The sequence below is a fragment of the Micromonospora sp. WMMB235 genome (assembly GCF_001855515.1).
Taxonomy (GTDB): Bacteria; Actinomycetota; Actinomycetes; order Mycobacteriales; family Micromonosporaceae; genus Micromonospora; species Micromonospora aurantiaca.
This window is the reverse complement of sequence record NZ_MDRX01000001.1, coordinates 6149960-6175549: the sequence shown is the minus strand read 5'-3', so window position 1 is coordinate 6175549 and position 25590 is coordinate 6149960. Positions and strand designations below refer to the sequence as shown.

Here is a 25590-nt window from a genome sequence, read left to right as displayed (position 1 = left end):
TTGCTCTGCAGCCACGGACGCAGCACCCCCGGGAGCTGCGCCGATGTCTCGCGGCCGTCCGGCCGGGACACGGCCCGCCGGTCACGGCGGGTAGCTGGTGCGCATATGGCGGCAGAGCAAAGGCGGCGAAGCGGTTGTCCTGCCGGCCGCCGGGCGCCTGACCGTGCGTCACGGCCCGGCGGTCCTCGCGGTCAGGCGGTGGGCAGCAGCAGGTCGACCAGGACCGGGAAGTGGTCGCTGGCCCGGCGGGCCGCCGGCGTGTCCACCACGTCGTAGTCGACCACCGTGATCCGGGGGTCGACGAACAGCGCATCGATGCGGCGGCGCGGGTCGGCGCAGGAGAACGTGTGCCGGTCGGCCCGGTCGGCGGCGAGCGCCGTGTCGGTGAGCCCCTCGGCGAGCGTCTGCCAGGCCGGCCCGTCCGGGCCCTCGTTGATGTCCGCGCCGGCCACCACGGGCAGCGTGGACGCGGCCAGCTCACGCTTGAACGCCGCCGCCTGGGCGGGCCGCTCGGCCGGGTCGGTGGACAGGTGCGAGCCGGCCAGCAGCACGTCGACGCCGCCGACCCGGCAGTGCGCATACGCGGCGCCGCGCATGTGCCGTCCCGGCGTCAGCGGGTACCGCTGGCAGCTGGTGTCGACGACCCGCAGCCGCAGGCTGGTCAGCAGCACGTTGCCCAGCGACGGCAGGCCACCGGCCGCCACCACCATGCCGAACGACTCGGCCAGCGCGGCGGTCTTCTGCCGCCACCGGAACCGGCGCGGTCCCTCCTGGACGATCACCACGTCCGGGGCTGCAGTCCGGACCACCTCGGCCAGCGCGGCCGTGTCGTCGCGCTGGCTGTGGATGTTGTACGACACGACCCGCAGCGGCACACCCGCATCAGTCATGTCAGATCCGCCGGGCCAGGTCGGCGGCACCGATCACACCGGCGGTGTTGCCCAGCTCGGCCGGGCGCACCTCGGCGACGGGTAGGCGGCTGCGCTGGGCCAGCGCGTCGGCGAACGACCGCCGGGTCGGGCCGAGCAGCAGGTCACCGGCGTCGATCACGCCGCCGCCCACCACCAGCACCTGCGGGTCGAGGATCTGCGCCATGTCGGCGAGGCTGGTGCCGAGCCAGCGGCCGACCTGGGCGAACGCCTCGGTGGAGACCGGGTCGCCGCCCTTCGCGGCGGCGGTCACCATCGGACCGGTGATCGTCTCGGCCTCGCCCCCGGCCAGCTCCAGCAACGCGGCCGCCCGGTGCGGCTCCTGCCGGGCGGCGGCGCGGGCGAAGCGGACCAGCGCGCTGCCGCTCGCGTACTGCTCGATGCAGCCCAGCCGGCCGCAGCCGCACTGGTGGCCGTCCGGCACGGTGAGCATGTGGCCCAGCTCGGCGGCGATGCCGTTGGCGCCGCGGACCAGGCCACCGCCGAGCACGATGCCGCCGCCGACACCGGTGCCGATGGTGAACATGACCATCGAGTCGTCGGCGTCGCGGGCCGCGCCGTAGCGGAACTCCGCCCAGGCTGCCACGTTCCCGTCGTTCTCCACGATCACCGGCAGGCCGGTGGCGTCGCCGACGTACGCGCGCAGCGGCTCGTCCCGCCAGGCCAGGTTCGGGGCGAACAGCACGGTGGAGCGGGAGGCGTCGATCCAGCCCGCGGCGCCGATGCCGACCGCCTCCACGGCGTGACCGGCGGCCAGTTCGGTGACCACCTCGATGATGACGTCACGGGTCTTGGCCACGTCGTCGGCGGGGGTGTCCCGTCGCGTCTGCACGAGTACCGTGCCGGCGTCGTCCACGACACCGCCGGCCACCTTCGTGCCACCGACGTCGACTCCGATGGTCAGCGTCACCGCTGCCACTCCCCTCTGCTGTGCTGCCCGGGGACCGGCCGAACCGGCCGTACGGTCCCGGGATGTCCGGTGGTCAGGCCCCGTCGCCTGGTGCGTCCGCGCCCACCTCTCCGGACGCCCGCGAGGCGGGCACCACGGGACGGCCGGCCGGTGTCCGGCTCGTGTCCGGCTCCGGCGGCCCGGCGGCGTCGGCGGTGGCACCCGAATCGGCCGCGCCCTCCCCCCGGGTGGCGGCGGACCACACGTCCTGCTCGGGTGCCGGCTGAGAATCATGCCCGGTACGGGTCGCCTCGCGCCACACGTGGTCCCCGGATCCGGCCGGTGCGGCGGTGCCGGCGTCGGCGGTTCGCTCCGGCTCGGCCGGGGTGAACGCGCGCAGCAGGCTGGCCACCCCGGCTGCCAGGTCCCCGGCGCCGGTGGCAAGCCGCTCGGCGAACTCGGGACTTGGATCCCGCAACGCGGCGATACCGCGACAGACGGGGCAGACACAGCATTCCGGCGAGCCGGTGGCGAAACCGGCGGGCGCGGGCGTCTCCGGAGCGGGGCCGGCGCCGGGCGGGGTGTGACCGAGGACACCGGAGAGGATCCCACCGAGCGGACCCCAGGCGCCGGAGCCGGGTGCGGCGGCGGCCATCTTCGCGCCGGCGAGCAGTGTGGCGACGAGGCGCTCGGCCTCTTCCCGGGCCGAACCCGGATCAGTGGTGCCCATGGTTCGGCTCCTCCAGCGTGACTACCGGGACGACGGTCGGGTCATTGCGCCGCACCGGGTGCTTCTACCCGGCGCTTGAGCTGCTTCAACGCCGCGTCCATGATCATTTTCTCGGCCTTGCGGCGGAACATGCCGAGCATCGCCACGGACAGCTCCACCTCAAGGGTGTACGTCACCGTGGTCGTCCCGTCCGGGTTGCCCACCAGGTCGTACGACCCGCGCTGGGAGCGCTGCATCTTCGACGGGGCGACCAGGTGCCACTCGATCCGGGAGATGTCCTCGGCGTACTCGTAGGCCAGCACGTACTCGTCGGCCATCACGCCCGCGTCGAGGGTGAACCGGACCTGGCTGGCGTAGCCGTCCTCGTACTCCTCGATCACCTCGGCCCGGCGTACCGCCTCGGCCCACTCGGGATAACTCGGGAAGTCGCAGATGACGGCCGCCACCCGGTCCGGTGACGCGCCGACGATGATCGACTGGGTGGAGGAGTCCGCCATGTGGGGAGGCTACCCGGCCGCCTCCCGCCCGGTCCCGCTCCACCCGCCGGACGGCGTCCCACCAGCCGGGCGGGCAACCTCCCTGGCAGACCCCCCGGGGTGTGCGGGTAGGTTTCGACAGAGCCGACCAGGCCGGCCCCCGCCGGTAGAGCACGAGGGAGTGCAGGTGCGCGAGTTCTCCGTCCCGCCGATCGTCACCGTCGGCGACGCGGCCAACCTGACCGACCCGGTCTGGGAAAACGCCGAGGTCGCCCCGGACACCGTGCAGTTCGTCCGCCCCGGCGCGGGAACGGACGCGCGCGAGGATGTCACCTGCCGCCAGTTCCGCGACGAGGTGGTGGCGGTGGCGCAGGGCCTGATCGCCGCAGGCGTCTCGCCCGGCGACCGGGTCGGCCTGATGAGCCGCACCCGCTACGAGTGGACCCTGTTCGACTACGCGATCTGGGCGGCCGGCGCGGTGACCGTGCCGATCTACGAGACCTCCAGCGCCGAGCAGGCCGCCTGGATCCTCGGCGACTCCGGCGCCGTGGCGGTGGTGGTGGAGAGCACCGCGCACGCCACCATGGTCGCCGGCGTCCGGGACCGGCTGCCCGAGCTGCGCGAGGTGTGGCAGATCGACCTGGGCGCCGTCGACGACCTGGTCGCCGCCGGCGCGTCGGTGGACCGGGCCGAGGTGGAGACCCGCCGCTCGCTGCTCAAGGCCGACGACGTCGCCACGATCATCTACACCAGCGGCACCACCGGCCGGCCCAAGGGCTGCGTGCTGACCCACCGCAACATCTACTCCGACATCGCCAACGCGGTGCCGGTGCTGCCGAACCTGTTCCGCCAGGGCGCCTCCACCCTGCTGTTCCTGCCGCTCGCGCACGCCTTCGCCCGGCTCATCCAGGTCGGCGTCGTGCACGCGCGGGCCACCATGGCGCACTGCGCGGACACCAAGAACCTGGTCGCCGAGCTGCAGGACTTCAAGCCGACGTTCGTGCTCTCCGTACCCCGGGTCTTCGAGAAGGTCTACAACGGCGCGCGGCAGAAGGCCGAGTCCGAGGGGAAGGGCAAGATCTTCGACCGCGCGGAGAAGGTCGCCATCGCGTGGAGCGAGGCCCAGGAGCTGCCGGGCGGTCCCGGCCTCGGGCTGCGCGCGCAGCACGCCCTCTTCGACAAGCTGGTCTACCGCAAGCTGCGGGCGGCGATGGGCGGCCGGTGCCGCGACGCCATCTCCGGCGGCGCGCCGCTGGGCGCGCGGCTCGGGCACTTCTTCCGCGGCGTCGGGGTGACCATCTGCGAGGGGTACGGCCTCACCGAGACCTCGCCGGCCGCCGCCGCCAACCTGCCCACCGGCACCCGGATCGGCACCGTCGGCCGCCCGCTGCCCGGCGTGACCATCCGGATCGACGACGACGGCGAGGTCCTGATCGCCGGCGACATCGTCTTCCAGGGCTACTGGCACAACGACGCGGCCACCGCCGAGGCGATCAGCACCGACGGCTGGTTCCGCACCGGCGACCTCGGGCACCTGGACGACGACGGCTACCTGAGCATCACCGGCCGCAAGAAGGAGATCATCGTGACCGCCGGCGGCAAGAACGTCGCCCCGGCGGTGCTGGAGGACCAGGTGCGGGCGCACCCGCTGATCAGCCAGTGCGTGGTGGTCGGCGACCGGCAGCCGTTCATCGCCGCGCTGGTCACCATCGACGAGGAGGCGCTGCCGAAGTGGCTGGCCGGGCAGGGGCGCCCGGAGACCACGAGCATGGCCGAGCTGCGCGACGACGCGGCGCTGCGCGCCGAGGTGCAGTCCGCGATCGACCAGGCCAACCAGGCGGTCTCCAAGGCCGAGGCGATCAAGGTGTTCCGGATCCTGCCGCATGACTTCACCGAGACCACCGGCGAGCTGACCCCGTCGCTGAAGGTCAAGCGTCAGGTCGTGCACAAGACGTACGCCTCGGAGATCGCCGAGATCTACCGGGGCTGACTACCATCCGTCACGTGCCCGCCTCCACATCCCGCCAGCCGTCGACGCAGCCCCTCGCGGCGGCGGCTCGCGCGGTCCTCCTCGCGCTGGTCGCCGCCCTGACCCTGTTCGCCACCCGCGACGCCACCCAGCTCTGGTGGATCGCGCTGCTGGGCGTCGCCGGCCTGCCCGCCGTGCTCGCCCCCCAACACCGGCTGCTCGCCCCGATCAGCCGCTTCGCCGAGGTGGTGGTGCTCGGGCTGGCCGCCAGCCAGGTCGCCGCCGACACCCATCTGTCCGGCGTGACCGGCGGGGTGGGCGCCTCGGCGGTACTGCCGTACCTCGCCGTGCCGGTCACCGTGACCGCGCTGAGCCGCCGGTTCCGCGAGGGCGCCGCGCTGCTCGCCGTGGCGGCGGCGACGCTGCTGGCCAGCGCCGCGTTCACGCAGGTCGACGGCGGGCCGCAGCTCGGCCAGGTCGGCTACCTCGCGGTCTGCGCCCAGTGGCTGATCCTCGCCGGGCTCGGCCTCTACACCGCCGGCACGCTCCAGCGCGTCATGCGGGTGCGCGGCGAGGGCAAACCCCAGCCGTACGCCGAGGCGACCCGCCTGCTCACCCAGCTCCGTACGGTCGCCCGCCAGCTGCCCGGCGCCACCCTCGACCCGGGCGGCATCTCCGAGCACCTGCTGGAGGAGCTGCGGGTGGTGGCCAAGACCGACCGGGGCGCGGTGCTGTCCGCCAGCGGCGGCGGCCGGCTCGTGGTGCTCGCGCAGATCGGCGCGGACCGGGTCGACTGGGAGACCACGCTCGACGCCGACTCCGCCATCGCCGACGCCTGGGCCAGCCAGCAGCCGACCGTCTCGGCCCGCTCGCAGGCCCGGTCCCGGCGCTCCGGCGAGGTCTCCGCGCTGATCGTCCCGCTGGTGGCGGGCGTACGCACTGTCGGCCTGGTGGTGATCGAGGCGGACACCGCCGCCGCGTACCCGCCGCCCGTGGTGTCCCGGGTGACGGCGCTGACCGGCCCGGCGGCGCTGCGGCTGGAGGCCGCGCTGCTCTTCGACGAGGTGCGCTCGCTGGCGACCAACGAGGAGCGGCAGCGGCTGGCCCGGGAGATCCACGACGGGGTCGCCCAGGAGCTGGTCATGGTCGGGTACGGCATCGACAACGCGCTCGCCACCGTGCACGAGGACGCGGAGGAAACCGCCGACTCGCTGCGCACGCTGCGCCAGGAGGTCACCCGGGTGATCACCGAGCTGCGGCTGAGCCTGTTCGAGCTGCGCAGCGAGGTGGACCGGCACGGTGGCCTGGCCGCCGCCATCGCCGAGTACGCCCGCACCGTCGGCGCGTCCGGCGGCCTGCGGGTGCACCTGTCGCTGGACGAGTCCACCGCCCGGCTGCCGGCCGCCACCGAGGCCGAGTTGCTGCGCATCGCGCAGGAGGCGGTGACGAACGCGCGCAAGCACGCCGGCGCGTCGAACCTGTGGGTCACGTGCGAGGTGGATCCCCCGTACACCCGAATCGAAGTGTCGGATGACGGTCACGGCATCGGTGACCAGCGCCCGGACGGGCACTATGGCCTTGCGATCATGGCCGAGAGGGCGGAACGTATCCGAGGCCGGTTGGAGATCAGGCCGCGGCAGCCGAGTGGGACGACTGTGGCGGTGGTGCTCGGTTCGTCGCCCCGGCGCGATAAGGTGCGCGGCAGCGCCGCAGCAGCAGAAGGGGAGTAACCCGAGGATGACCAGCAGTCCGACACCGGCCACCCGTACCAAGGTTCTCCTGGTCGACGACCACGACCTCATCCGCAAGGGGCTGCGTCACGCGTTCGAGCGCGACCGTCAGTTCGAGGTCGTGGGCGAGGCGGCCACCGCTGCGGAGGGCGTGCGCCAGGCCGGCGCGCTCCAGCCCGACGTGGTGATCATGGACCTCCGCCTGCCCGACGGCAGCGGCCTGGAGGCCACCCGCGCCCTGCGCAAGTCCAGTGCGTCCATGGGCATCGTCGTGCTCACCATGTACGCCGGTGACGACCAGCTCTTCGGCGCCCTGGAGGCGGGTGCGAGCGCGTTCGTGCCGAAGACCGCCCCGGCCGACGAGGTGGTGGCCGCCGCCCGGCACGCCGCCTCCTCCCCCAGCGCGTTCACCGCCGCCGACCTGGCCGAGGCGATGAAGCGCCGGCTGGCGCCGTCCGGCCCGCAGCTGTCCCCCCGTGAGGGCCAGGTGCTGCGGCTGCTCGCCGACGGCATGAGCGTGGCCGGCATCGCCAAGCAGCTGTTCGTCAGCGAGTCGACCGCCAAGACCCACATCTCCAAGCTCTACGAGAAGCTGGGTGCCGCCAACCGGGCGCAGGCGCTGATGACCGCGCTGCGGCTGGGGCTGCTGGAGGCCCCGGACGCCCCGAAGTTCTGAGGCGTACCGCCGGAAGAGGCCCCGTCCACCACGGACGCGGGCCTCTCGGCGTTCCCGGCCACGTGTGGTCGCGTACGGTGAGCAGCCGGACGCGTAGCGACGGCGGTCTTTGCACCGCGACGGCGGAGGGGCAGAATACCCGGGTGATCCGCGCGGCGGTGACGACCGCGTGTCGCCGACACCCGAGGGGCAGGACATGCAGCGGCCGGACTGGGCACCCGAGACGATCGACATCGAGCGCCCCAGCGTCGCCCGCATGTACGACTACTACCTCGGCGGCTCGCACAACTTCGCCGCCGACCGGGCGGCCGCCCGCGCGATGGTGGAGGCGGTGCCGGAGGCGCCGCTGATGGCGCAGGCCAACCGCGCGTTCCTGCGCCGGGCGGTGCAGTACCTCGCCCAGGCCGGCATCCGCCAGTTCCTCGACATCGGCTCCGGCATCCCGACCGTCGGCAACGTGCACGAGATCGCCCAGCGGATCGACCCGGAGTCGCGCGTGGTCTACGTCGACGTGGACCCGGTGGCGGTGGCGCACAGCCAGGAGATCCTGGCCGGCAACGAGCACGCCGCGGTGCTCCAGGAGGACCTGCGCAACCCGGAGGCGATCCTCGCTCACCCGGAGGTCACCCGGCTGCTGGACTTCACCCGGCCGGTCGCCGTGATGGTCGTGGCGGTGCTGCACTTCATCCCGGACGCCGACCGCCCGGAGGAGATCCTGCGGACGCTGCGCGGGGCGCTGGCGCCCGGCAGCCACCTGGTGCTCTCCCAGGCCAGCGAGGACGGCCGCGCCGGCACCGGCGAACGGGCCGAGGCGGAGCGGGTCTACCGGCGTACCGACAGCCAGCTCTGGATCCGCAGCCGGGCCGAGATGACCGCGCTGTTCGACGGCTTCGAGCTGGTCGACCCGGGCGTGGTGTGGGTGCCGCAGTGGCGGCCGGACTCCCCCGACCAGGCGGAGAACGCCGAGCGGGCCGTCTTCATGGGCGGGGTCGGGCGGCTCGGTGGGTGACGACGCGGCCCGCAGCAGGCCCGGCGTCTTCGCCCGGGCCTGGGCCAAGGCGGTGTCCGGCACCAGCTACCTGCCGATGACCCAGTCGCAGCTGGAGGAGATGCTGCAACGGCTCACCGACCGGCTGGCCCAGGCGCTGCGCGCCGAACCGTTCGACCTGCGGATCGGCCAGCAGGTCGGCGCGGAGCTGGTGCAGGCGCACATCGCCTCCGCGGAAGGGCTGGGCCGCACCGTCGAGGTGATCCAGCTGCGCCTGGTCCGCGACCTCGACCTGGTCGTCGACGACGTCGAGGACCGGATGGCCCGGCTGCTCGCCACGGTCGCCACCGGGTACGCCCGCGCCCTGCGCGACCGCACGCTGGACGAGCAGGAGTCCATCCGCCGGGCCGCCATGATGGCCCGTGCGCAGGCGGAACGGGCGCTGCGCGACAGCGAGGCCCGGTTCCGGCACCAGGCCACCCACGACCCGCTCACCGGCCTGCCGAACCGCACGCTGTTCACCGAACGGCTGACCGCCGCGATCACCGCGCCGGGGCGGGGCGCCGACCGGGTCGGTGTCTGCTTCCTCGACCTGGACCGGTTCAAGGTCGTCAACGACTCCCTCGGCCACCAGATCGGCGACTCGCTGCTGGTGACGGTGGCGCAGCGCCTGCACCGGGCGCTCGGCGAGCACCTGGTGGCCCGGCTCGGCGGCGACGAGTTCGTGATCCTGGTCGAACGCACCGTCGGCACCGACGACGCGGTGAAGGTCGCCGAGGCGGCCCTCGCCGCGGTACGCGAACCGGCGCTCGTCGACGGCCACGAGCTGACCGTCTCCGCCAGCATCGGCATCGTGGAACGCCCGGTCGCGGGCACCTCGCCGATGGACCTGATGCGCGCGGCCGACAGCACGCTGCACTGGGCCAAGGCCGCCGGCGGGGCCCGCTGGTCGCTGTTCGACGCCGACCGCAACCGCCGCGACCTGGCCCGGTACGCGCTGTCCGCGGCGATCCCCGCCGCGCTGGACCGGGGCGAGTTCTACCTCGACTACCAGCCGCTGACGTCGTTGCGCGACGGGCGGGTGCTCGGCATGGAGGCGCTGGTGCGCTGGCGTCACCCGGAGCTGGGTGTGCTGCGGCCGGACAGCTTCATCCCGCTGGCCGAGGAGACCGGGTTGATCGTCCGGCTCGGCAGCTGGGTGCTGGCCGAGGCGTGCCGCGAGGCGGGCACCTGGCCGGACGCGGAGGGCGACGCGCCGTTCGTCAGCGTCAACCTCGCCGTCCGGCAGTTGCACCGCACCGACCTGGTGACCGAGGTACGCGGCGTGCTCGGGCGCACCGGCCTGCCGCCGCACCGGCTGCAACTGGAGATCACCGAGAGCACCATGATGAGCACAGTGGTCGAGCCGGTGCGGGCCCTGCGGGTGCTCGGTGACCTCGGGGTCCGGGTCGCCATCGACGACTTCGGCACCGGCTACTGCAACCTCGCGTACCTGCGGGACCTGCCGGTCGACGAGCTGAAGGTGGCGGGCGAGTTCGTGACCGGCCTGCGCGCGCCGGGCAGCGGCACCGACGAGCGGATCCTCGCCTCGCTCGTCTCGCTGGCGCACGCGCTGGACCTCACAGTCACCGCCGAGGGCGTGGAGACGGCCGACCAGGCCGACCGGCTGCGCGCGATCGGCTGCGACGCCGGGCAGGGCTGGCACTTCGGCCGTCCCGGCCCGGCCGCGCCGCACCTGGGCCGGGTGCCCGCCCACGTCGACGCGGCCTCCTGACGCGGCCGTCGCCCTGACCCGGCCGCCGCCCTGACCCCGCCGCCGCCTGACCCGGCCGGCCCGCAGTTGCCCTGATCCGGCCGGCACGCGGCCTGCCGGCCCGGCCCGCGCGGGGTCAGCCGGCCAGCAGGGCGGCCATCCGCTGTGCCTGCGTCTCCCAGCGCCACTCCCGCTCCACCCAGGCGCGCCCGGCGGCGCCGAACTGCCGGGCCAGATCCCGGTCGGCGAGCAGCGTGGCCACCCGGTCGGCGAGCTGTGCCACGTCCCGGCCCCCGACCACGTACCCGGTCTCCCCCTCGCGCACAGCGTCCGGCGCGCCGCCGGAGTCTCCGGCCACCACCGGCAACCCGGTCGCGCTCGCCTCCAGGTAGACGATCCCGAGGCCCTCCACGTCCAGCCCGCGGTTGCGGGTACGGCACGGCATCGCGTAGACGTCGCCGGCCGCGTAGTGGGCGGGCAGCTCGGCCGAGGGCACCGAGCCGGTGAAGACCACATCGCGTTCCAGCCCGGTCTGCCGGGCCAGCTTCTCCAGCGTCGACCGGTACGGGCCGCCGCCGACCACGAGCAGCGCGGCGTCCGGCACCCGCCGGCGGATCTCCGGCAGCGCGCGGATCAGCATGTCCTGGCCCTTGCGGGGCACCAGCCGCGACACGCACACCACCACCGGCCGGTCGGCCAGCCCGAGCCGTGACCGGACCCGCCCGCCGTCGACGTCCGGGTGGTAGGTGTCCACGTCCACGCCGGGCGCGAGCCGCCGCAGCTCGGTGAGCCCGTCCAGCACGCGGGCCAGCCGCGCCCGGGTGTACTCGCCGAGGTAGGTGGTCACGTCCACGCCCCGCCCGATCCGGCGCAACGCCGACCGGGCGCCTGGGAGCGCCGCCCAGCCGACCTCGTGGCCGTGGGTCAACGCCACCGCCCGGCGGATCCCGGCCCGCCGCCGCAGGCCCGCGGCGAGCAGCCCCAGCGGGGCCGCCGCGCCGAACCACACGGTGTCGCAGTCGTACGCGCGCGCCAGCCGCGCCGCCCGCCGGGCGATCAGCGGGGTGGGCAGCAGCACCCGGGTCCGCTCCCGGACCACCTCGAACGGCTGGTCGGCGTCGAACTTCTCCGCCCCGCGCCAGCTCGACGCGTACACCACCACCGAGCCGGGCTGCTGGCGTACCGCGAGGTTGTGCACGAACGACTGGATGCCGCCGGGGCGCGGCGGGAAGTCGTTGGTAATCAGCAAGGTGCGGCTCATCGGCCGGACTCCCTGGCGTAGGCGCGGGCGGCAGCCATCCGCTCCACGGTGGACGGGTGGGTCGCCGACCAGAGGCGCTCCCAGCGCGGCGGGTCGGGGTCGGCCAGGTTGACCCCGGCCAGTCGCCGCTGCATCGCCTCGAACGTCGCCGGGTCGCCGGTGAGCGCCAGCGCGTGGGCGTCGGCGCGGGCCTCGATCCGGCGGGAGACGAGCGCCTGCACCGGGGTGGAGAGCAGGCCGGCGACCGTGACCAGCACGATCAGCAGCGGGAACGCCCGCGGCTGGGCGATCGAGTCGACGCCGGCGAGCCGCAGCAGCGGCGTCCACGAACCGATCAGGTAGAGCGCCACCACCGCGGCGGCGGCACCGAGCGCGCCGAGCACCGTGCCGGTCCACACGTCCCGGTCCTTCGCGTGCCCCAGCTCGTGAGCGACCACGCTTGTCACCTCGGCCGGTTCCGCCTCGCGCAGCAGCGTGTCGTAGACGACCACCCGCCGGGTCGGGCCGAGCCCGGAGACGTACGCGTTCACCGCACTGGTGCGCCGGGACGCGTCGGCGACGAGCACGTCGCGCACCGGTACGCCGTCCCGGGCGGCCATCGCGGTCAGCTCGCTGCGCAGCGGGCCCGGCTCCATCGGGGTGAACCGGTTGAACACCGGCTCGACCAGCACCGGCAGCACGAACGACAGCACCACCACCAGGACCGCCGCGCCGGCCGCGCCGAACGCCCACCACCAGCGCGGGGCGAGCCGTACCACTGTGTAGAAGCCGAGCAGGACCAGCGCGCCGATCACCGCGCTGACCGCGTACGACTTGAGCAGGTCGACCGCCCAGCCGCCCCAGGTCTGGGTGCTCAGCCCGTAGCGGACCAGCACGGTCCGGCGCCAGGCCGCGAACGGCAGCGTGAGCAGGTCGGCGAGGAACATGACGGCGAGCCCGCCGAGCACGGCCTGCGCGATCCAGTGCCCGCCGAAGGGCCGGCCGGCCAGTTCGACAAGGCGCCCGCCCAGCGGGGTCAGCCCGAGCAGCAGCGCCACCACCAGCCCTACTGCGAGCGCCGACCAGGCCGCCGGGCGCAGCGCGCCGTGGAACGCCCGGCCCCGGGTCACCTGCTCGGCCGGGAGGTCTCGCAGTGCCGCGAGCTGGTCGGCGCGGGGCGCCGGCGGGCGGCTCCACGGCACCAGCAGCGCCACCGCCACGAGCAGCGCGACCACCAGGCCGCCCAGGGTCAGCAGCGCCCAGGCGCGCGGGGTCACCGACCCACCCCGCCGTCGTGCCCCGTCCGCGTCATGCCGCTCCCCTCCCGCCGTGACCGCCCATCCTATTGCCCGGCCCTCGATCGGGACCGCCGTGCCCGACGCGCGACCCGACAGCGTGGCCCGGCATCAGTCGGGCAGGGCTCAGGCACGGCGCCGGGGCCGAGGGCCGGGCAGCGAACGGCCGACAGAGCTCAGGGTCGACAGAGCCCGGGCAGGCAGGCGGTGTCAGGCGATTCGGCGACGGCCGCCACGGCGGGGCACCGGTGCCCGTGTCTCAGCCGGTGGGGACGGCAGCACCTCCACGTCGAATCCGGCCCGCGCGAACACCTCGATCGCCCGGTGCTCGGCCGGGCCGAGATCGGCCGGGCCGGAGTCGAACAGGGCGGTCACCAGGCAGCCGGAGCAGCCGGCACCACGGTTGCCGCAGGTGTCGCAGTCGATCAGCATCAACGCCTCCTGACGGGTCGCCGGCGGCGGCCGGGGAAGGAGCCACCACCGTCGGTCACCACGACGCTAACGCTCGGGTACGACAGAACCGGACATCGAGGCAGCAGCCGCCGCGAAACAGAACCACTACGCCGAAGTGGCGCGATCAGCACGCGCGCGACCCCGCCACGTCCCCGAACTGGAGTCGATCAAGCGGCAGAAAGGACGGGCTCAGGAACGCGCCAGGCGCCGCAGCAGCGAGTCGGCGCCCAGCGGGTACGCGCCGTGCCGGCGTACCCCGTCGGCGACCTCGCGGTCCGAGGAGACCACGACCACCGGCCGCCCGGCCGGCTCGGCGCGGACCAGCCGGCGGATCAACTCGTCGGCGGTCTCCCCCTTGCGGGAGAACAGCACCCGCACGCCGCGCGGCGCCGGTGGCAGGCCGTGGATCCGCTCGGCGCCGTCGAAGACGACTGTGACCTCGTCCCCGGTCTGCGCGGCGATCCCGCCCAGCCCGGTGATGAGCCGCTTGCGCTGCTGCTCCAGGGACATCTCGCCGAAGCCGCGCTTGGTCACGTTGTAGCCGTCCACCACGAGGTGCGCCCGGGGCAGCGCGAGCAACTGGTCGAGGCGGGCCGGGTCGTCGGTGTCGCGGGCCCGCGTCGACGGGCCGGCCGGTGCGGTGCCCGGCTGCTCGGCGAACGCGTCGGCGACGAAGTCGGCCGGGAGCTTGTCCACCGGGTCGAGCGCCAACTCGCGGCGCAGCCCCACGGCGGCCTGGCCGATCGTCTCCAGCAGCAGCCACAGCCGCGCGTCGTCGACCGAGCGGGCCTCCTTGGCGCTGGCCCGGGCCACTCCGGCGGCGGCCTCCGCCTCGGCCAGCCGGGCCCGGGCGCGGCGCAGTTCGGCGTCCGCGTCGGCGGCGGCGCGGGCTGCCCGCCCCCGCTCGGTGGCGAGCATCTCGGTGGCCTTGCGCTCCCGGGCCTGGGTCTCCCGCAGGGTACGGGTCAGCTGGCGGGCCTCCTCGCGGAGCTGCCCCAGTTCCTCCCGGACCCGGGCCAGCTCGTCGCGCAGCTTCTCCGCCTCGACCCGGGCCACCGCACGGTCGTGCTCGGCGCGGGCGGCCCGCTGCTCGGCCTCGCGTACCAGTTCGGCCACTACCGCGCTGTCTGCTTCGGCGCGTACCGCCTCGCCGCTGGCGTCGATGAGTTCCCGCCAGCCGCGGGGCCGGGCCAGGTAGGCCAGGGCGGCCACCTCGACCGGGTCGGCGGCGGCCGGTGCGGTGCCCTCGACCACAGCCGCGCCCAGGTCACCGGCGTCGGCGAGGACCCGGGCGGTGATCCGCTGCCGGAACAGCGGGTCGGCGGTGAGCTGCGCGGCGATCGCGGGCGCGCCGAGGCGGGCGCGGCGGTTGGGGGCGAACTTGGCGACCCGCCGCAGCGGCACCGGCACCTCGTCGGCGGGCAGGCCGGGCAGCACGGCGGCGGTCAGCGTGACGATCCGCTGCCGGACCGGCTCGGGCAGCACGGGCTCGGGCTCGATCGCGGGTGGCGCGTCCTCATCGGCGGGCACGCCGACCACCGGCTCCTCCACGGAGGAGTGGTCGTCGTACGGCTCGGTGAGGGGCATGAGGCAAGTCTCCCACCCCGAACGGGCCCACCGCCCGGTGAGTGAGCCGATCTCTCATCGTACCCCCGTGGTATCTCCTGGGGCGGCAGTGACAGGAGTGTCGGACCGTGCCGCTAGCGTCCCGCGGGTGACACGAGCGGAGTACGTCCAGGAGTCGCTGGCCGGCCTGGACCCGGCGGGCAGCGGTGTCGACCCGGCGCTGCCGCTCTACGCGACCACCTTCGTGGTGGTCGACCTGGAGACCACCGGCGGCGCGCCCGACGGCGGCGGGATCACCGAGATCGGCGCGGTGAAGGTCCGCGGTGGCGAGGAGCTGGGCGTGCTCGCCACGCTCGTCAACCCGGGCGTGCCGATCCCGCCGTTCATCACCGTGCTCACCGGCATCACCCAGGCCATGCTGCTGCCCGCCCCGCCGATCGAGCAGGTGCTGCCGAGTTTCCTGGAGTTCGTCAGCGACGCCGTGCTCGTCGCCCACAACGCGCCGTACGACGTGGGTTTCCTCAAGGCGGCCTGCGCGAAGCACGGCTACCGCTGGCCCAACCCCCGGGTGCTGGACACGGCCGCGCTGGCCCGGCGGGTGCTCACCCGCGACGAGGTGCCCAACCGCAAGCTGGGCACGCTCGCCGCCTACTTCCGCACCGCGACCCAGCCCACCCACCGGGCGCTCGACGACGCGAAGGCCACAGTCGACGTGCTGCACGGGCTGATCGGCCGCCTCGGCGGGCACCGGGTCGGCACGGTCGGCGAGGCGATCGAGTTCGCCCGCGCGGTCACGCCCACCCAGCGCCGCAAGCGGCACCTCGCCGACGGGCTGCCGAAGGTGCCGGGCGTCTACATCTTCCGGGCCGCCGACGACCGGCCGCTCTACGTGGGCACGTCCGGCGACATCGCCACCCGGGTCCGCAGCTACTTCACCGCCGCGGAGAAGCGGGCCCGGATCTCCGAGATGCTCGCCGCCGCCGAGCGCGTCGAGGCGGTCGAGTGCGCCCACTCGCTGGAGGCGGAGGTCCGTGAACTGCGGCTGATCGCGGCGCACGCGCCGCCGTACAACCGCAGGTCGAAGTATCCGGAGCGCCAGGTGTGGCTGAAGCTCACCGACGAGGCGTACCCCCGGTTGTCGATCGTGCGCGACATCGCGCCCACCGACACGGCCTACCTGGGGCCGTTCCGGTCCCGGCAGGCGGCGGAGCTGGCCGCCGCCGGCTTCCACGACGCCGTGCCGCTGCGGCAGTGCACACACCGGCTCTCCCGGCGTACCACCATGCCGGCCTGCGCGCTGGCCGAGCTGGGTCGCTGCCCGGCGCCCTGCGAGCACCGGATCACCCCCGAGGAGTACGACGACGCAGCGGCGACGCCGTTCCGCACCGCCACCAGCGACGACCCCGGAGTGGTGGTGGACGCGCTGCTCGCCCGCATCGAGGTGCTGTCGGCCGCCGAGCGGTACGAGGAGGCGGCCGTGGTCCGCGGCCGGCTCGTCGCGGTGCTGCGCGCGGCGGTCCGGATGCAACGGCTGGCCGCGTTGACCGGCATCGCCGAGCTGGCCGCCGCCCGTCCGGCCGCCCGGGGCGGCTGGGAGCTGGCGCTGGTGCGGCACGGCCGGCTCGCCGGGGCCGGGGTGTCCCCGCCGGGTGTCCACCCGCGACCCACCATCGCGGCGATCCGCGCCACCGCCGAGACGGTGCTGCCCGGGCACGGTCCGGTGCCGGCCGCGACCGCCGAGGAGACCGAGCGGATCCTGTCCTGGTTGGAACGACCGGAGACCCGGCTGGTCGAGACGACCGACGGGTGGGCCTCGCCGGTGGCCGGTGCGGGGCGTTTCCGCGACCTGCTGACGAAGGCGGAGAACGGCGGATCCGCCAAACTCTCGACCGAACGCTCATGACCAACTGACCGATCGGACTACCTCGACTCCCTTAGTCTGTTAAAGGAGTGCAGACCTGCCCGATTCGCGGGCTCTGCTCCCGGTCGCCGGTTCCCGGTGGCCGAGGGCCGGGGTGAGGAGGTGTCCCAGGTGGACGTCGACGCCGGACACGGCGCCGCCCTGGGTGGCGCGCTCCCGACCCAGGGCGAACTACCGCTCACCCGCCGCCTGCGTTCCCTGCTCACCTGGCCGACGGCCGACGGCGACCCGGTCACCACACTGGTCCGCGCCCACCGAGGCATCCACGCGAGCGCCGACGCCTCGGTGCTGCGCCGGGCCTACACGATCGCCGAGAACATGCACCGCGGCCAGTTCCGCAAGAGCGGCGAGCCGTACATCACCCACCCGCTGGCGGTGGCGCAGATCTGCGCCGACCTCGGCATGGACACCATCACCCTGGTCGCCGCGCTGCTGCACGACACGGTGGAGGACACCCGCTACACGCTCCAGGCGCTCCAGGAGGACTTCGGCCGCGAGGTCGCCCACCTGGTCGACGGCGTGACCAAGTTCGACAAGGCGTTCTACGGCAAGGCCGCCGAGGCGGAGACCGTCCGCAAGATGATCGTGGCGGCCGGCAAGGACGTCCGGGTGCTGGTGATCAAGCTGGCGGACCGGCTGCACAACATGCGTACGCTCGGCGTCCGCTCGGCCGCCTCCCGGGAGCGGATCGCCCGCAAGACCCAGGAGGTGCTGGTCCCGCTCTGCGACCGGCTGGGCATCCAGACGCTCAAACGCGAGCTGGACGACGTGGTGCTGCTGCACCTGCGGCCGGAGGAGCACGCGCGGATCGCCCGGTTCGTGCACGACCGGCCCGGCTGGGACGCCTACCTGGCCGACGTGGTGGCCCGCACCCGGGCGGCGTTGCGCCGCAACCGGGTCGACGCCGACGTCTCCCCCCGCCCCCGGCACCTCTACTCGATCTGGAAGGACACGGTCGCCGGCGACCACGCCGCCCCGTTCGACCTGCCCCGCATCGCGATCGTGGTGGACGGTCCGGCGACCGACTGTTACGCCGCGCTGGGCGCCGTGCACGGGCTCTGGCGGCCGGTGCCGGGCCGGTTCAAGGACTTCATCGCATCCCCGAAGAACAACCTCTACCGGTCGTTGCACACGAGCGTCTGCGGCCCGCAGGACCGCACGGTCGAGGTGCTGATCCGCACCACCGAGATGCACCGCTCCGCGGAGTACGGCGTGGCCGCCCACTACCGCTTCCCCCGGGCCGCGGGCCGGGGCGCCGACCGGGCGGACGAGCTGGCCTGGCTGCGCCGGGTGCTCGACTGGGAGCAGGAGACGGTCGACCCGACCCAGTTCATGGAGTCGCTGCGCTGTGATCTGTCCGAGGCGCAGATCCAGGTGGTGGCCGACGGGCGGCAGGTGGTGCTGCCGGCCGGGGCGACACCTGTCGACCTCGCGTACGAGCTGGGCACCGAGCGCGGCGACCACTGCCTGGCCGCCCGGATCAACGGCCGGCTCGCGCCGCTGTCCTCCGAACTGGAAGAGGGCGACGTGGTGGAGATCTTCACCGAGAACGACGCGGAGAGCGGCTTCGAGGCGGACGTGGCCCCGCGCGGCCCGCGCCGGGAGTGGCTGGGCTTCGTGAAGTCCCCGCACGCCCAGATGCAGATCAACCGCTGGTTCGCCGAGCACACCGAGCCGGGCATCTCGATCGCCGACAAGGTCCGGCTCGGCCGGGCCTCGATCGGCCTGGCGTTGCGCAAGCACAACCGGGGCCTGGCCAGCGACCTGCCGCTGCTGCGGCTGTCCGAGGAACTGGGCTACCCCGACCTGGAGACGCTGCTGGTGGCGGTCTTCGACCGCACCGTCGAGCCGGACACCGTGGTCCAGCAGTTGATCGATCTGGTCGACCACAGGCAGTAGACGGAGCCGGTCCGCGCCGGGACCACTAGCCTGGACGGCATGATCCCCCGCGCGCGTGCCACCGGACGGGCCCTCGGCTACCAGATCTTCTACCGGCTTCCGGTCCCGCTGCGACGGCGGCTGGTCCGGCTGGCCGTACCGAAGTACATCGTCGGCGCGGTCACGCTGGTCAAGGACACGGAGGCCACCGGCGCGGGCCGGATCCTGCTGCTGCGCCAGCCGCCCGGCTACAGCTGGACGCTGCCGGCCGGGCTGCTGCAACGCGGCGAGGCCCCGGTGGTCGGCGCCGCCCGCGAGCTGTACGAGGAATCAGGCGTCCGTCTGTCCCCCGACGCGCTGCGCCCGGCGGTGCCGAACGCGGTGGTGCACGCCAAGGGCTGGGTCGACGTGGTCTTCGAGGCGGAGGTGCCGGCGTCGACCACCGAGCTGAAGGTGGACGGCGCCGAGGTGTTCGAGGCCGCCTTCCATCCGCTCGACGACCTGCCCCGGCTCAGCCGCGCCACCGCCAACCTGCTCGGCTACTACGGCATCGGCCCGCGCGCCGGCGAGCACCCACCGGCCGCGTGAGCACCCCGTACGCGGGCACTGCGGCACCCGGGGTCGAGGTGTGCGCGGTGGTGCTGGCCGCGGGCGAGGGCACCCGGCTGCGCCCGCTCACCGAGCGGGTGCCGAAGGCGCTCTGCCCGGTGGGAAACGTCCCGCTGCTGGACCGGGCGCTGGCGCGGCTGGCCGGGCTCGGCCTGACCGGCCCGGAGCGGGTCGCGGTGAACGCCTGCTACCTGGGCGACCAGGTGGTCGCGCGGGTGGGCGGACGGGCCCACCTGTCGGTCGAGCCGGACGCCCCGCTCGGCACCGCCGGGGGTGTGGGCCGGCTGCGGGACTGGATCGACGGCCGGGGCGTGCTGGTCGGCAACGCCGACGCATACCTGGCCGACCCGCAGGCCCCGCCCGGGCCGGACATCGCCGCGCTGCTGGACGGGTGGGACGGGCACGGCGTACGCCTGCTCGGCCGTCCCGCCGACGACCCGCACGCCCCCGGGACCTTCGACGGCCACGAGTTCGTGGGTTTCTCGCTGCTGCCCTGGCGGCTGGTCCGCGACCTGCCACCCACGTTCGGCGACCTGGTCCGGGCGGTGTGGCGGCCCGCGGAGGCCGCCGGGGCGCTCACAGTCGTGCCCTACCGGGGGACGTTCTACGACACCGGCACCCCGGCCGACTACCTGGCCGCCAACCTGCACGCGGCGGGACCGGACGGACTGGTGGACCCGGCCGCGACGGTGGACGGCCGGGTCACCGGCTCGGTGATCGGCGCGGGCGCGCGGGTGCACGGCGACGTGGACCGGTCGGTGGTGTGGCCTGGTGCGACAGTCGCGGCCGGGGAACGCCTGCGCGAGGTGATCCGGGCCGGGGACGACCTGACCGTCCCGGCGGCGCGGTGAGGGGCGCGGGCTCTAGCATGGGCCTCGTCGCCGACGAACGGAGAACCGTCCCGTGATCACCGCGATCGTGCTGATCGACTGCGCCACCGACTCCATCCCCGAGGTGGCCGAGACCCTGGCCAACCTGCCCGGCGTCAGCGAGGTCTACTCGGTGGCCGGGCACGTCGACCTGATCGCCATGGTCCGGGTCCGGGAGTTCGAGCAGATCGCCCAGGTCATCGCCGGCAGCATCTCGAAGGTGCCGGGCGTGCTCAACACCGAGTCGCACATCGCGTTCCGCGCCTACTCGCAGCACGACCTGGAGGAGGCGTTCGCGATCGGGCTGGCGAACGCCGACTGACACGAGCCGGTGACCGGCCCGCCCTCGCGGGCGGACCGGCCACCGTCGACCGTGCGGTACGTCAGCTCTGGCTGGGCACCGGGGTCTCCGTGGTGCCCGGAGCGGGCTCCTCGGTCTCGGTGCCGCCCGGAGCCGGCGACTCGGTGCCACCCGGGGACGTGGTGCCGCCCGGGCTGGGCGTGCCGCTGGCGCTGGTCTGCGGAACCGGGACGCCCAGGGTCTGGGCCAGGGCCACAAGCGCGTCGTAGTGCGCCTGGAGGACCGGCAGCGCGTCCTGCGCGATCTGCACCACCGACTGCTCCGAGCCCTGCGAGATCTCGGTCTGGGTGGCCTGGATCGCCTGGACGTGGCCGGCGAGCTGCGCGGTCACCCACGCCTTGTCGAACTCGGCCCCGCTGAGGTTGTTCAGCTTGTCCAGGACCTTCTGCTGGTCGGCGGTCGGGTCGGCCGGCAACTGCACGTTGAGCTGCTGCGCGGTCGACTGCACCGTCTGGTCCAGCTGGGTGTGGTCCGTCACGAACATCTTGCCCAGGTCCTTGACCTGCTGGTTCTGACCCTTCTGCTGGGCCAGGTTACCGGCGGTGATCTCGAACAGGTTGACCTGGTGAACCGCCTGCAGGTACTGCGTGTCCTGCGTCGACGGCTGTGCCGCCGCCTGCGCCGCGGCGGCGGGCGCCAGCCCCACGACCACCAGCGCGGCCAGCAGGCCCAGGCGTTTGATTCCCAACATTCGTTCCTCCCCCATGAGACGTCGGACCGCACGGATACCCGGCTGACCGGGGTTATTCCTGCGATTCCACCCGTCCGTGTCGGGGGCGACGGCCGTCGGCGCACCGGCCTCCCGCCGTACGCGGGAGGGAACGGGACGACCGGTGCGGAAACGGCAGTGGCGCCCGCCGGAAGATCCGGCGGGCGCCACTGTCAGTCGTACCGGGGAGGGTCAGCGACGGCTCTCGCCGCTGCCGATCTCCTCCCGCTCCGGCCGGGCCTCGACCGGCGGGTGCCCCGGCGAGACCGGCGCCTCGGCCGGCTTCTCGATCGGGTAGAAGAAGCCCCGGATCGCCGGGCCGAGGGCACCGAGCCGGTTCATCTTCTTCGGCACCACCCAGCCGACGTAGTCCAGCGCCGGCGGGTGACCGTCGTGGCCGTCGGCCGAGGTGAGCGGCTGGTGGACCTCGACGAACCGGCCGTCGGGCAGCCGCTTGATGATGCCGGTCTCCACGCCGTGGGCCAGCACCTCCCGGTCGTGCTGCTGCAGACCCAGGCAGATCCGGTACGTGATGTAGTACGCGATCGGCGGCAGGATCAGCAGGCCGATCCGGCCACCCCAGGTCATCGCGTTCAGGCTGATGTGGAACTTGTCCGCGATGACGTCGTTGGCGCCGGAGAGGGTCAGCACAACGTAGAAGGCGAGCGCCATGGCGCCCACGGCGGTCCGGGCCGGAACGTCCCGGGGCCGCTGGAGCAGGTTGTGGTGCTTGTAGTCCTTGAGGCGGCGCGCCTCCAGGAACGGATACATCGTCGACAGGCCGACCAGGATTCCGGGTAGCACCACAGTCGGCCAGAACAACGGTGGGATGACGTACCCGTTGCCGATCGGGATGTGGATCTCCCAGCCCGGCATGAGGCGGGTCGAGCCGTCGAGGAACATGACGTACCAGTCGGGCTGGCTGGCGGCCGAGACCACCCACGCCTCGTACGGGCCGAACAGCCAGATCGGGTTGATCTGGAACATGCCGCCCATCAGCGCGATCACGCCGAAGACGACCATGAAGAAGCCGCCCTGCTTGAGCGCGTAGCGCGGGAACATCCGCTCGCCGACCACGTTGGAGTTGGTCCGGCCGGGGCCGGGCCACTGGGTGTGCTTCTGCTTGAACACCAGGCCGAGGTGCACGCTGATCAGCGCCACCAGCAGACCCGGGACGAGCAGCACGTGGGCGATGAAGAAGCGGCTGATGATGATGGTGCCGGGGAACTCCCCGCCGAAGATCGACGAGCTGACCCAGGAGCCGATCACCGGGATCGACAGGATGATCGCGGAGGCGATCCGCAGACCGGTGCCGGACAGGCCGTCGTCCGGCAGCGAGTAGCCGGTGAAGCCGGCCAGGAAGCCAACCCAGAACAGCAGCGAGCCGATGATCCAGTTGGTCTCACGGGGCTTGCGGAACGCGCCGGTGAAGAAGACCCGCAGCATGTGGACCACGATGGCGGCCATGAACAGCAGGGCCGACCAGTGGTGCATCTGCCGCATGATCAGACCACCGCGGACATCGAACGAGATGTCCAGGCTGGAGGCGTAGGCGGCCGACATCGGGGTGCCCCGCAGCGGCGCGTAGCTGCCGTTGTAGATGACCTCGGTCATCGCCGGCTCGAAGAAGAACGTCAGGAAGACGCCGGTGAGCAGCAGGACGATGAACGAGAACAGCGCGATCTCGCCGAGCAGGAACGACCAGTGATCGGGGAAGACCTTGTTCAGCAGCTTGCGCAGGGGCGTGGCCACCTGGAAGCGGTCGTCCACCGCCCGCGCGCTCTTGGCCGGCAGCGCTGCTGCATCAAACTTTCGGCGCTTCATGGCCGCTCCCAGAAGTCGGGACCGATGGTCTCGGTGTAGTCGGACTTCGCCACGAAGAAGCCCTCCTCGTCCACCTCGATCGGCAGCTGCGGCAGCGGCCGGTTCGCCGGGCCGAAGATCGGCTTGGCGTTGTCGGTGATGAGGAACTGCGACTGGTGGCAGGGGCAGAGCAGGCGGTTGGTCTGCTGCTCGTAGAGGCTGGCCGGGCAGCCGGCGTGCGTGCAGATCTTGGAGAACGCGACGTAGTTGCCCCACATGTAGTCGCCGTGGCCCTTGCGCTCGTTCGCGGCGCGCGACTTCTGCGCGTCGTCCTCCCGCAGGTGGATGAGCAGGGTCGGCGAGTCGGCGTGCAGGTTGCTCACGCCGCCGTCGATGCCCGGGAACACGGTGAGCTGGCCGCCGACGCTGACGTCGGCCGGGCGGATCGGGCGGCCGTCCTCACGGATCAGCCGGATCTTCTTGCCGCCCTCGCCCGGCTGGAAGCCGGTGGTGAACATCTGGTTGTTCTTGTGCGGCTGCTCGATCAGGCCACCGATCAGCGGGGCCGCGGCCACCGCGCCCACCGGCGCCAGGCCGGCGAGCAGCGAGATGCCGAGCAGCGGCCGGCGACGGACGCCCATCTCGTCGGCCAGGTAGAGCATGGTCTCGCCGGTGATCTTGCGACCCTCCGGGTCGTCGGCCTGGTCGTGCCGGTCCTGGATCGAGACCTCCTTGGGCAGCAGCTTCTTGCCCCAGGTCAGGATGCCGAAACCGATGCCCAGCAGCGCCAGGCCCAGCGTCACGCCGAGCAGCGGCGTGTAGAGCTTGTCGCCGCCGGTACCCGGCTCCCACTGCCACGGACACCAGATGTAGACCACCAGGAAGGCGGTCGCGAAGACGCCGGTCAGCAGGAACATCAGGGCGACCGTGCGGGTCAGCCGGCGCTCGGCCTTGCTGCCCGGGACCACCTGCGGCTCGTAGTGGACGATCTCGATGTCGTCCCGCCGCGCGCCCTCCTGGACGATGTCGAACCGGGAGAGCCGGGGGTCGTTCACGTCGAGCGGCTCCGGGCCCTGCTGGGCCTGGTGCTCGGTGTGGGTGCTCATGCCGTCACCTCGCTACGGGTGACGCCGGGGGTCGGCGCCACAGCACTGGAAGCATTGATCCGTCCGGTCACGACTTGCCCGCGATCCACAGGCTCGCGAAGACCAGCGCGACGATGCCGACCAGGAAGATCGCGAGACCCTCGGTCGACGGGCCGTAGCGGCCCAGGTTGAAGCCGCCCGGATCGCCGTCGTGCTTCAGCGTCTCCTGGATGTAGGCGATGATGTCCGCCTTCTCCTCGGGCGTGATCTGGTTGTCGCCGAACACCGGCATGTTCTGCGGGCCGCTCAGCATCGCGGCGTAGATCTGCCGGTCGCTGGCCGGCGCCAGGCTCGGCGCGTACTTGCCGGAGGACAGCGCGCCGCCGCCGCCGCTGAAGGCGTGGCACTGCGAGCAGTTGATCCGGAACAGCTCACCACCGGTGGACAGGTTGGCGCCCTCACGCAGGTCGCCGTTGGGGACCTCCGGGCCGCCGCCGAGCTCCTGGATGTACTGCCCGAGCTGGCGCACCTGCTCGTCGGTGAACTGCGGCGGCTTGCGCATGGCCTGGGCCTCCTGCCGGGCCATCGGCATGCGACCGCTGCTGACCTGGAACTCGACCGAGGCCGCTCCGACGCCGATCAGGCTCGGACCGCGGCCCTCGACGCCCTGGGCGTTGCGACCGTGACAGGTCACACAGCTCACATCGAACAGCGCCTTGCCCTCGTTGCCTGCGGCGGTCAACGGAGGGTTGTCCTGCGCCTGCACGCCGGGGGCGAAGACGGTGTAGGCACCGCCGGCCAGCATCAGCGCGGCGAACAGCCGGACCGCGGCACCCAGCCGGCGGCGGCCCCTGCTGCGCGCTACGGGCCGCCCGCGCAGCCGCGCGAGCAGACCGCGTCGGCGGTCGTTGTCAGAAGTCATGACCTGTGTCCTTAACCGGTTGGACCTTGTCTCAGGGGACGGAGCAGCGGCGCGGTTCGTGACGCGCCAAGATCACTGGAGCCAGTAGATCATGGCGTAGAGCCCGATCCACACGACGTCCACGAAGTGCCAGTAGTAGGACACGACGATCGCCGAGGTCGCCTGGGCGGGGGTGAACCGGCCCATCGTGGTACGGATCATGAAGATCACGAAGGCGATGAGGCCGCCGGTCACGTGCAGACCGTGGAAGCCGGTGGTGAGGTAGAACATCGACCCGTAACCGTCTTCGTTGATCTTCACACCCTCGTGCACCAGGGTCCGGTACTCGTTCAGCTGACCGAGCACGAAGATCAGACCCATCACGAAGGTGATCGTGAACCACCGGCGCAGAGCGTGGACGTCACCGCGCTCGGCCGCGAACACGCCGATCTGGCAGGTGATCGAGGAGAGCACCAGGATCACCGTGAACGTGGTCGCGTACGGGATGTTCAGCACCTCGGTGTGCTTCTCCCACTGCTCCGGCGCCGCCGCGCGGATGGAGAAGTACATCGCGAACAGCGCCGCGAAGAACATGAGTTCGCTGGAGAGCCACACGATCGTCCCGACGCTGACCATGTTGGGTCGGGTCAGGGAGTGGATCCGGCTCTTGTCAATGGCTGGGGCCGCAGTCACGCGGTCATTATTGCCCCTGACCGGGACCGACGATCAGCGGGGTGCCAAACCGGTCCCTTCCGTGGCC

Annotated in this window: 23 protein-coding genes; 10 read left to right on the top strand and 13 right to left on the bottom strand. The window is 73.2% G+C overall.

Features of this window, described 5'->3' with window-relative positions; all coding sequences use genetic code 11:
• Positions 1–191: 191 nt before the first annotated feature.
• The 4 genes from BFV98_RS27625 to BFV98_RS27610 form a co-directional block, all read right to left on the bottom strand.
• Entirely contained in the window at positions 192–890 is a 699-nt protein-coding gene (locus BFV98_RS27625; protein WP_013287672.1) for an endonuclease/exonuclease/phosphatase family protein, read from the bottom strand.
• A 1-nt stretch (position 891) separates the two neighbouring features.
• Complete coding sequence (locus BFV98_RS27620; RefSeq protein WP_036311523.1) at positions 892–1839, bottom strand: ROK family glucokinase; 948 nt, start codon at positions 1837–1839, stop codon at positions 892–894.
• 73 nt (positions 1840–1912) lie between these two features.
• Complete coding sequence (locus BFV98_RS27615; RefSeq protein WP_013475735.1) at positions 1913–2548, bottom strand: hypothetical protein; 636 nt, start codon at positions 2546–2548, stop codon at positions 1913–1915.
• 41 nt (positions 2549–2589) lie between these two features.
• Positions 2590–3045: an SRPBCC family protein gene (locus BFV98_RS27610; protein WP_013287675.1), complete on the bottom strand. Its 456-nt coding sequence runs from the start codon at positions 3043–3045 to the stop codon at positions 2590–2592.
• 166 nt (positions 3046–3211) lie between these two features.
• Between BFV98_RS27610 and BFV98_RS27605 the strand changes: the two genes are divergently transcribed.
• The 5 genes from BFV98_RS27605 to BFV98_RS27585 all read left to right on the top strand — a co-directional run bounded on the left by BFV98_RS27605 (position 3212) and on the right by BFV98_RS27585 (position 10161).
• Entirely contained in the window at positions 3212–5014 is a 1803-nt protein-coding gene (locus tag BFV98_RS27605) for a long-chain fatty acid--CoA ligase (RefSeq protein ID WP_013475734.1), read from the top strand.
• A 14-nt stretch (positions 5015–5028) separates the two neighbouring features.
• Complete coding sequence (locus BFV98_RS27600) at positions 5029–6723, top strand: GAF domain-containing sensor histidine kinase (protein WP_013287677.1); 1695 nt, start codon at positions 5029–5031, stop codon at positions 6721–6723.
• 7 nt (positions 6724–6730) lie between these two features.
• Positions 6731–7399 (top strand): response regulator transcription factor, encoded by a 669-nt coding sequence (locus BFV98_RS27595; RefSeq protein WP_013287678.1) that lies wholly within the window; start codon positions 6731–6733, stop codon positions 7397–7399.
• A 196-nt stretch (positions 7400–7595) separates the two neighbouring features.
• Complete coding sequence (locus BFV98_RS27590; RefSeq protein WP_030273947.1) at positions 7596–8408, top strand: SAM-dependent methyltransferase; 813 nt, start codon at positions 7596–7598, stop codon at positions 8406–8408.
• A 76-nt stretch (positions 8409–8484) separates the two neighbouring features.
• Entirely contained in the window at positions 8485–10161 is a 1677-nt protein-coding gene (locus tag BFV98_RS27585; RefSeq protein ID WP_255368363.1) for a bifunctional diguanylate cyclase/phosphodiesterase, read from the top strand.
• A 115-nt stretch (positions 10162–10276) separates the two neighbouring features.
• Here the strand turns inward: BFV98_RS27585 and BFV98_RS27580 are convergent, their stop codons facing one another.
• From BFV98_RS27580 to BFV98_RS27565, 4 genes are all read right to left on the bottom strand, one after another.
• Positions 10277–11401, bottom strand: coding sequence for a glycosyltransferase family 4 protein (locus BFV98_RS27580; protein ID WP_071098291.1), 1125 nt, complete (start codon positions 11399–11401; stop codon positions 10277–10279).
• Complete coding sequence (locus BFV98_RS27575) at positions 11398–12657, bottom strand: M48 family metallopeptidase (RefSeq protein ID WP_071098289.1); 1260 nt, start codon at positions 12655–12657, stop codon at positions 11398–11400. The genes BFV98_RS27580 and BFV98_RS27575 overlap by 4 nt, the downstream gene beginning before the upstream one ends.
• A gap of 228 nt (positions 12658–12885) precedes the next feature.
• Positions 12886–13107 carry a hypothetical protein gene (locus BFV98_RS27570; RefSeq protein ID WP_071098287.1) on the bottom strand — a complete coding sequence of 74 codons (222 nt, stop codon included), beginning with the start codon at positions 13105–13107 and terminating at the stop codon, positions 12886–12888.
• A 210-nt stretch (positions 13108–13317) separates the two neighbouring features.
• Positions 13318–14715 (bottom strand): NYN domain-containing protein, encoded by a 1398-nt coding sequence (locus BFV98_RS27565; protein WP_013287684.1) that lies wholly within the window; start codon positions 14713–14715, stop codon positions 13318–13320.
• Between the two features lie 127 nt (positions 14716–14842).
• Between BFV98_RS27565 and BFV98_RS27560 the strand changes: the two genes are divergently transcribed.
• From BFV98_RS27560 to BFV98_RS27540, 5 genes are all read left to right on the top strand, one after another.
• Positions 14843–16597 carry a DEDD exonuclease domain-containing protein gene (locus BFV98_RS27560; RefSeq protein ID WP_071098285.1) on the top strand — a complete coding sequence of 585 codons (1755 nt, stop codon included), beginning with the start codon at positions 14843–14845 and terminating at the stop codon, positions 16595–16597.
• A 129-nt stretch (positions 16598–16726) separates the two neighbouring features.
• Positions 16727–18514 (top strand): bifunctional (p)ppGpp synthetase/guanosine-3',5'-bis(diphosphate) 3'-pyrophosphohydrolase, encoded by a 1788-nt coding sequence (locus tag BFV98_RS27555; RefSeq protein WP_013287686.1) that lies wholly within the window; start codon positions 16727–16729, stop codon positions 18512–18514.
• Between the two features lie 39 nt (positions 18515–18553).
• Positions 18554–19081 carry an NUDIX hydrolase gene (locus BFV98_RS27550; RefSeq protein WP_013287687.1) on the top strand — a complete coding sequence of 176 codons (528 nt, stop codon included), beginning with the start codon at positions 18554–18556 and terminating at the stop codon, positions 19079–19081.
• Positions 19078–19953, top strand: a complete 876-nt coding sequence (locus BFV98_RS27545; RefSeq protein ID WP_071098283.1) for an NTP transferase domain-containing protein — start codon at positions 19078–19080, stop codon at positions 19951–19953. The genes BFV98_RS27550 and BFV98_RS27545 overlap by 4 nt, the downstream gene beginning before the upstream one ends.
• Before the next feature lie 52 nt (positions 19954–20005).
• Entirely contained in the window at positions 20006–20293 is a 288-nt protein-coding gene (locus BFV98_RS27540; protein ID WP_013287689.1) for an Lrp/AsnC family transcriptional regulator, read from the top strand.
• A 61-nt stretch (positions 20294–20354) separates the two neighbouring features.
• Here the strand turns inward: BFV98_RS27540 and BFV98_RS27535 are convergent, their stop codons facing one another.
• From BFV98_RS27535 to BFV98_RS27515, 5 genes are all read right to left on the bottom strand, one after another.
• The gene (locus BFV98_RS27535; protein ID WP_013287690.1) at positions 20355–21023 is read right to left on the bottom strand and encodes a DUF4142 domain-containing protein; all 669 of its coding nucleotides are present in this window, start codon (positions 21021–21023) and stop codon (positions 20355–20357) included.
• Between the two features lie 210 nt (positions 21024–21233).
• Positions 21234–22865 (bottom strand): cytochrome b N-terminal domain-containing protein, encoded by a 1632-nt coding sequence (locus BFV98_RS27530; RefSeq protein ID WP_013287691.1) that lies wholly within the window; start codon positions 22863–22865, stop codon positions 21234–21236.
• Positions 22862–23950: a ubiquinol-cytochrome c reductase iron-sulfur subunit gene (locus BFV98_RS27525; protein WP_071098281.1), complete on the bottom strand. Its 1089-nt coding sequence runs from the start codon at positions 23948–23950 to the stop codon at positions 22862–22864. The genes BFV98_RS27530 and BFV98_RS27525 overlap by 4 nt, the downstream gene beginning before the upstream one ends.
• Positions 23951–24017: 67 nt before the next feature.
• Complete coding sequence (locus BFV98_RS27520; RefSeq protein ID WP_013287693.1) at positions 24018–24851, bottom strand: cytochrome c; 834 nt, start codon at positions 24849–24851, stop codon at positions 24018–24020.
• 72 nt (positions 24852–24923) lie between these two features.
• Entirely contained in the window at positions 24924–25523 is a 600-nt protein-coding gene (locus tag BFV98_RS27515) for a heme-copper oxidase subunit III (protein ID WP_013287694.1), read from the bottom strand.
• Positions 25524–25590 lie beyond the last annotated feature (67 nt).